This is a genomic window from Flavobacterium adiutor (assembly GCF_048282555.1).
GTDB lineage: Bacteria > Bacteroidota > Bacteroidia > Flavobacteriales > Flavobacteriaceae > Flavobacterium.
Genome location: NZ_CP182487.1, coordinates 3,269,880 through 3,277,500 on the forward strand (window position 1 = coordinate 3,269,880; position 7,621 = coordinate 3,277,500).

Sequence of the window (7,621 nt, forward strand, 5' to 3'; positions counted from 1 at the left end):
AAGTAACAAAAATTTGGAAAATCATGAGAATAGAAACCGATATGAAATTAGGCTTTAAAGATGTAATGATCAGACCCAAAAGATCGACTTTAAAAAGCAGATCTGAGGTATCTTTGGAAAGAAATTTTAAATTTTTGTACAGTTCAGCATCATGGTCAGGAATTCCAATTATGGCTGCGAATATGGATACTGTAGGTACTTTTGAAATGGCTGCAGTTTTAGCTAAAGAAAAACTTTTCACTGCTATTCATAAACATTATTCGCTTCAGGAGTGGAATAATTTTCTACAAAACGTAGCTCCTGATTTCTATAATTACATTGCTATTAGTACAGGAACAGGAAAAGAAGATGCTTCAAAAATTGCAGAAATTATTAAAGCCAATCCGTTATTGAAATTTATTTGTATTGATGTTGCTAATGGATATTCAGAACATTTTGTGCAGTTTTTAAAACAAACCCGCCAACAATATCCGGATAAAGTTATTATTGCAGGAAATGTAGTAACCGGCGAAATGACAGAAGAATTATTATTAGCCGGAGCAGATATCGTTAAGGTCGGAATTGGCCCCGGATCAGTTTGTACCACCCGTGTAAAAACCGGCGTGGGTTACCCACAGCTCTCGGCTATTATTGAATGCGCAGATGCAGCTCATGGTTTGGGAGGACATATTATTAGCGATGGAGGCTGTACAACTCCCGGTGATGTGGCGAAAGCTTTTGGTGCAGGTTCAGATTTTGTAATGCTTGGCGGAATGCTGGCCGGGCATGCAGAAAGTGGTGGTGAACTGATCGAAATAAAGGGTGAAAAGTTTAAACAATTTTACGGAATGAGTTCTGCAACCGCCATGGACAAACATGCCGGTGGAGTTGCTGAATATAGGGCAAGCGAAGGAAAAACAGTTCAGATATCATTTAAAGGGAATGTCATTAATACAGTTTTGGATATTTTAGGCGGTTTACGCAGTACATGCACTTATGTTGGTGCTTCCAGACTAAAAGAATTAACTAAGCGAACCACTTTTATACGCGTAAGCGAGCAGGAAAATCAGGTCTTCTCAAAATAAAATTATGGTTAACGTGAGTTCGATATAAGAATATTTAAGCAACAAGTCTGTTATTTTCAAAATCGACATTTATAGAAGGCTTTTTAGGAAAAAAAGAATAGGCTATAAGTCCTGATAGTAAGTTTGTTATAAAATTATCAAAACTCCTATGTCTTGTATGTTCTATTTGGCAAATATTTTTCAATTGATCATAAACAGTTTCGATTAATGATCGTTTTCTAAGCATAATTTTGTCTTGTAAAAGCATTATACTATTCTTCATATTCTTTTTGATTTTAGTGACCAAATGGACTCCATCAATAAAAAGTTGTTCAAACAAATCTTTTCCAATATATCCCTTATCTCCAAAAAGTTTTCCGAATATTCTTTTATGAAAGTTGTTGCTTTTTAATGGTTCTCTATCGTCAACATTGGCTTGAGTAAGCATAAAATCAAGAATTTCTCCTTTGTCGTTTATAATCAAATGCAACTTAAATCCAAAAAACCATCCTGTTGAAGTATGCCCTTTTGTTGCTAAATCCTTAAATGTTTTGTGTTGTTTTTCTCGTCTAATATGGCATGATCGTAAAGGGGTTGAGTCAATAATAGAAATTCCTGTACATTGTCCCAAACAACAAGTTTTCAAAAATAGCGCCATTGGCACAATAGCTTTTTTTTGAAGTTCTACAAATCTGTTATAGGAAACAAGGTTTGGGAATTCTTTTTTCAAATGCTTCCCAATATAAAACAAATAAAAATGCTTCAAATTTTTGTAACCCATAGCGTGGAAAAGCACTAAAATAGTCATAACTTCACTATCAGTCATCGTAAATTTTCGGTTTCTTTTCTTTGGAGAATCTTTTTCATTTAAGCTATGAGCAGTCATGGTTTTATCAAATTCTTTCGAGAATTCGTCTATAATAAAGTAAATTTCTGTAATTTTAGCATTGGATAACATAGGGATGGTTTTAATTGTAATTAGTTGTTTGTCAGACATTAATATACAAAAACCATCTCTGTTTTCCAAATATTTTTTACTTCCTTATATCGAACTCACGTTATGGTTAAGATTATTGAAGAATTAATTAAAAATCTTGATAAAACTCAAAACATTACACATAAATCAATCATATATAGTTCAATTTTAATGAAAGAGCAATCAGATTACATATTGAATTCCATTTATTCTCATCAAGCTTTAATCATTCAAATCTAAAAAAGAGCCATTATTTTATCTGTTTTCAGAAAACGAAACAACTTTCGGTTTTATTTATCAGCTCACAATTACATCATGTTTAAATAATAAACCCTTTACTTCATTCAAAGCAAAAACCGCTTTTTTAAGTTTCGTTTTGGACGGATCAATGGTATAATTATAACTGGTTTTAAAATCGGCTTTGCTAGCAATTGCTTTGTCAAATTCTGAGCGATACAAATCACAATCATCAAAAAGCACACTTGTAAGGTCGGCAGACATAAAATCAACAGCAATTAAACTGCAGTTTATAAATGTAGTTCCTTTTATTTTTAGTGCATAAAATTTCGAAAAATCTAAAACGCATTTGTTAAAATGAATTTCAAAAATGAGTTTGTCGCACATGGCAAAATTCACATCTTTGATTTCACACCGATTAAAAGTTGCTGTTCTAAAAGCCACATAATTGATTTTTGCTTCAGAAAAAGTGCAGTCATTAAAGACACAATCAATAAATGTAACAGCTAAAAAAGTACAGGCTGAAAAATTGCAGTTATTAAAAACACAGCATTCAAATTCCTTGAAATTAGCCCCATCCTTATTATAAATGATGTTATTATATTCTTTATCAAGGAAATATTGAATCGTCATTAAAACTCGTTTAAAATAAAACGCAAGTATCAAAAGTTATGATAATTGCGTTTAGACTGAATATTATTCTACTAATTATTTTTTATGTACTCTTTTTAAAAGAAAAATTGCAGTCACGAAAAAAGCTGCTAAAAATACAATTGCCAACCGAGGACTTCCTGTAATCTGATCTATGATTCCGTAAAGACACATTCCAATAACAATTCCTATTTTTTCAGCTACATCATAAAAGCTAAAAAATGATGCTGTATCTTCAGTTTCAGGCAATAATTTTGAGTACGTTGAGCGCGACAAAGCCTGAATTCCTCCCATTACAAATCCAACAACCGTAGCCATTACATAAAAATGTATCGGTAAAGTAATAAAAAAGGCAAGAGCACAAAAAACTGCCCAAATAGAATTGATTACAATTAAAGTTGGGATGTTACCAAATTTCTCCGAAGCTCTCGAAGTCAAAACAGCTCCAATTACAGCAACTAATTGTATAATCAAAATACAAATAATCAAACCAATTGTACTTTCTTCTTTAGATTCCCATGCAATTTCCTGAGCGCCAAAATAAGTAGCAACAAGCATCACCGTCTGTACCGCCATACTTGATACAAAAAACCCACCTAAGTATCTTTTCAAAGGAATGTTATCTTGTAATATTGCCCAAACCTTCTTTAACTCTTTAAAACCATTAAATACAATTTGTTTCGATAATTTTTGATTTGTTTCCTTACTTCCTTTTGGCAAAAAATAATAGGTATACTGGCTAAACAAAATCCACCAAACACCTACCATGACAAAAGAATATCGCATCGCTTTCATGGCTGCTTCACCATCAGTACCTGTTATTCCAAATATTCTTGGCTTCATAATCATCGCCAGATTGATAACCAATAAAATAACACTTCCAATATATCCTAAAGAATATCCTTTAGCACTAATTTTATCCTGCTGTTCAGGAAAAGCAATATCCGGTAAATAAGAATTATAGAAAACCAAACTCCCCCAATAACCAATTAGCCCTAAAAAATAAAACAATAATCCGATATAAATATTTTCAAGATCAAACCAGTACAATCCCATACACGATAAAGCTCCAACATAGCAGAAAAATTTCATGAATGCTTTTTTATTCCCAACATAATCTGCAATACCGGATAGTAACGGCGAAAAAAAGGCTACAAATACAAAGGCAAATGCGGTTACAAAACTAATTAGGGCTGAATTTTTCAATTCCAATCCAAAAACTTCTATATAATGTCCTCGCTCAGAAAATAAGGCTTCATAAAAAATAGGAAATACAGCGGATGCTATTGTAAGGGTGTAAACTGAATTTGCCCAATCATAAAAAGCCCAGGCATTCAATAATTTTTTACTTCCTTTAGGTAAGTTTGTCATGGTTATGGTTTTGGAGGCTAATTTATTTATTTTTTCTTATAAACATCACTGCATCTTCATTAATAAATAATCAATGATTTTTTTTATTGATGATGATAAGGTTCATTTCTTAAAATTGTAAAACCTCTGTATAATTGCTCTATAAAAAATAAACGTACCATCTGATGTGAAAAAGTCATCAGTGAAAGTGAAATTTTACCTTGCGCCTTACTATAAACTGTTTCTGAAAAACCATAAGGTCCGCCAATTACAAAAACCAGCGTTTTAATTCCGGAGTTCATCTTTTTTTGTAACTCTTCAGAAAAACCAATACTAGAGAAGTTTTTTCCGTTTTCATCTAATAAAATCAATTGATCGGTGGGCGTTAATTTAGATAAAATCAACTCTCCTTCCTTCTCTTTTTGCTGGCTTTCAGATAGGTTCTTTACATTCTTAATATCAGGAATAATCTCTAAATCAAATTTGATATAAAACGAGAGTCTTTTTGTGTAATCGTCAATTAAGGTTTGTAATGATTTATTATCGGTTTTACCAATGGCGATAAGTTTAATATTCATTTGAATAAATATAATTTATTTTCAAAATGGGTTCAAATTTAAAATCTTAATTTTTAGAAAATTGATTTTCGAAGATTTTGAATCTATTATCTAAATCTTTTATCAATTGTTTTTTCACAGACTCATCCTGAATAAAACTGTAATTAATACTGTTGTAAACATATTGCTTTATCGTTTCGTATGAAACATCCGCATATCTTTTTGCTAATAAAACATATTGTTCTGTCATATTAGTTCTTAGAATTCCCGCATCATCTGTACTAATTACAATTGGCACATTAAACTCTTTATAAAGTGTAAAAGGATGTCTTCCTTCTTTTACTTTCAAAATAAATTCGTTACTTGCCAAATTAATCTCAATAGGAATATTATTTTTTGACATATAACGAAGTAGATCATATGAATTTGCTTCATAAGCAATATCAACTCCGTGACCAATTCTATTAGCTCCCGCAATATAAATCGCGGAATTAATATGCCAGGTTAATTCTTCAGGTTGTACCAGTCCCAATGTCAATTCACCAGCATGAAGCGTATATTTTACGTTAGGAAAGCGTGAATGGCAATATTTAAACATGACCATATGAAGCCAATAATCTTTCATTGAAGTTTCACCGTCTTCAGGAGAGACAATATTTACACCCGCAACCAGTTTACTTTCGTTTGCAGAAATAAAAGCGATAGTTAGGTTTTTAAACAAATCAACCGGCTCCATGAATCGCAATACGAAATTTTGATAACGCATTTTAAATCGTTCATCGTCAATTTTCAAATCTTTATGAAGTCTTGCTATAAAGTTGCTATTAAAATCTTCGGCATATTTTTTAGCATTTCTTTGTTGGATTTTTTCATATAAATCATCCAGAAGTTTTAAAACCGCTTTTTCATCTTTTTGACTGGCTATCTGACGAAATTTAAAGTTAAAATCATTCAGATCATCTACTTTCATATCACAAGGAATCGTAGACAATTGGGTTTCAATATAACTTACATTTTCAGAAAGTGCACGCTTTTTTATCTCTGTCAAACCTTCTGCAAAATGTCCTTCAATAGCAGGAGAAAACTTTTGAAAAGAATCAAAAAACAAATCATCAGAAGGTACAGACACACCGTTAAAGTCTTTGGAAGACCAGGTTTGCATAACCTGTTGTTTATAAAAAGGAAGTTTACCCTGATTTTTAATTGATGAAAAACTTTCCCAATTCCCTTTTGTCGATTTTGTTTTGGAAACTTCCATAGTTTCTAAATTCAGATAAAAATCTTCCGCAATAACTCTTTCTAAAAGAGGTTCAGCATAAACAGATCCTGAAAAATGATGGTGTAAATCGCCTCCTTTTGGCATTTGCTGAAAAAAAGCAGTTAGGGCAGCTTCATTGTTTCTGATTTTTTCGAAATAATTTCCGGCAGATTGAGAAAAATTTAATTGAATTATCAGAAAACAGAAAAGTGTAATTATCCTCGTCATAGTCTAAGTTTAAATTACATGCAAATATAGCTAATTCTCAAAAATTTGAAGACAATTATTATTACAAAATAGGATGCTTTAAAAAACTAATATTTATAACACTAAAAGATTTTTTGGACTTTTCTTTTGCATTTTTTTATAAAAAAAAGCTAAATAAACATTTTTTATTATTGGTTTGTTTTATTGAATCATCAAAAAAATAAAATACAATACATAACTATTACGATTTCATTTTTTATTTAATAACCATTTTTTATTTTTTTGAATGGAAAATTGAGTCTTTTCTGAATTTTAATATTCAGTATTCTTGTTTCAATTTGTTTGTTTAACTTTGTTTAAAACATATCAAAATGAAACAAATAGTTATATTACTTTTAGCTTTCGCTACATTTTCATGTACCAATGCTCAAAAAGCTGAGAAGCAGAATTTTTCTGAAGTTGCACTATCTGAAAAATTATTATCTACAGATGAAAGTCAGATTGCATTCAAAGATATAGTAAAGAAACATAAAGGAAAAACTTTAGTAATTGAAGTTTGGGCTTCATGGTGCGGTGATTGTGTAAAAGCTATGCCTAAATTAAAAGAACTTCAAACCAACAATCCTAACGTTTCTTATTTATTCATTTCCGCAGATAAAACAGCTGACAAATGGAAAGCCGGAATTGAAAAACATCAATTAAAAGGTGACCATTATATGATGAATGACGGAATGAAAGGTAATTTTGGAAAAGCAATAGATTTAGACTGGATTCCGAGATACATAATCCTTGACAGAACCGGAAAAATTGTACTCTATCGTGCCATAGAAACCGATTTTGACAAAATCAATGAAACATTAAAAAATCTTAAATAGATTAATGTCAATTTAAAATAATCTTTAAAAAATTATAAAAAACAAAAAAATTAATACCTATCCAAAATGAGAAAACAAATTGTTGCGGGAAACTGGAAAATGCATAAAAATGCTAGTCAAACCGAAGAATTATTAAACGAATTAATTACAAAAATACCAGCAAAAACAAATGCACAGGTTATCGTAGCACCAACGTTTGTAAATTTAGCAGCTGCAGTTAACAAATTAAAAAATACTCCTATAGGGGTTTCAGCTCAAAACGTTCATCAGGCAGAAGGCGGGGCTTTTACTGGAGAAATTTCTGCAGATATGTTAAAAAGCATAGGAGTTGATACAGTAATTTTGGGTCATTCAGAACGCAGAGCTATTTTTAACGAAACGGATGCTTTGATTGCTAATAAAGTTGACACAGCTTTAAAACATGAAATGACTGTTATTTTTTGTTTTGGAGAAGAATTGAAAGACCG

The 7,621-nt window shown here is 31.2% G+C and carries 8 protein-coding genes (1 of these 8 running past the window's edge); 3 read left to right on the forward strand and 5 right to left on the reverse strand.

Going from position 1 to position 7,621, the window contains the following annotated elements:
* The first annotated feature begins 23 nt into the window (after positions 1-23).
* Complete coding sequence (locus ACNC7R_RS13750; protein ID WP_417941645.1) at positions 24-1,064, forward strand: GMP reductase; 1,041 nt, start codon at positions 24-26, stop codon at positions 1,062-1,064.
* Between the two features lie 34 nt (positions 1,065-1,098).
* Here the strand turns inward: ACNC7R_RS13750 and ACNC7R_RS13755 are convergent, their stop codons facing one another.
* From ACNC7R_RS13755 to ACNC7R_RS13775, 5 genes are all read right to left on the reverse strand, one after another.
* On the reverse strand, positions 1,099-2,001 hold the full coding sequence (locus ACNC7R_RS13755; RefSeq protein ID WP_417943122.1) for an IS982 family transposase: 903 nt from the start codon (positions 1,999-2,001) through the stop codon (positions 1,099-1,101).
* Between the two features lie 315 nt (positions 2,002-2,316).
* Positions 2,317-2,889 carry a pentapeptide repeat-containing protein gene (locus tag ACNC7R_RS13760; RefSeq protein ID WP_417941646.1) on the reverse strand — a complete coding sequence of 191 codons (573 nt, stop codon included), beginning with the start codon at positions 2,887-2,889 and terminating at the stop codon, positions 2,317-2,319.
* A 75-nt stretch (positions 2,890-2,964) separates the two neighbouring features.
* Complete coding sequence (locus ACNC7R_RS13765) at positions 2,965-4,278, reverse strand: MFS transporter (RefSeq protein WP_417941647.1); 1,314 nt, start codon at positions 4,276-4,278, stop codon at positions 2,965-2,967.
* An 83-nt stretch (positions 4,279-4,361) separates the two neighbouring features.
* A complete protein-coding gene (gene rlmH, locus ACNC7R_RS13770) occupies positions 4,362-4,835 on the reverse strand; it encodes a 23S rRNA (pseudouridine(1915)-N(3))-methyltransferase RlmH (RefSeq protein ID WP_417941648.1) in 474 nt (157 codons plus the stop codon).
* A gap of 46 nt (positions 4,836-4,881) precedes the next feature.
* On the reverse strand, positions 4,882-6,300 hold the full coding sequence (locus ACNC7R_RS13775) for an adenosine deaminase (RefSeq protein ID WP_417941649.1): 1,419 nt from the start codon (positions 6,298-6,300) through the stop codon (positions 4,882-4,884).
* Between the two features lie 350 nt (positions 6,301-6,650).
* On the opposite strand from ACNC7R_RS13775, the gene ACNC7R_RS13780 reads away from it, so the two are divergent.
* Together ACNC7R_RS13780 and tpiA are read left to right on the forward strand one after the other, a co-directional pair.
* The gene (locus tag ACNC7R_RS13780) at positions 6,651-7,154 is read left to right on the forward strand and encodes a TlpA family protein disulfide reductase (protein ID WP_417941650.1); all 504 of its coding nucleotides are present in this window, start codon (positions 6,651-6,653) and stop codon (positions 7,152-7,154) included.
* A 66-nt stretch (positions 7,155-7,220) separates the two neighbouring features.
* Positions 7,221-7,621, forward strand: partial view of a triose-phosphate isomerase gene (gene tpiA / locus ACNC7R_RS13785; RefSeq protein ID WP_417941651.1) — the 5' portion only. It continues 352 nt past the right edge of the window; 401 of the gene's 753 nt are visible here — the first part of the coding sequence; its start codon is at positions 7,221-7,223; its stop codon lies beyond the right edge, outside the window.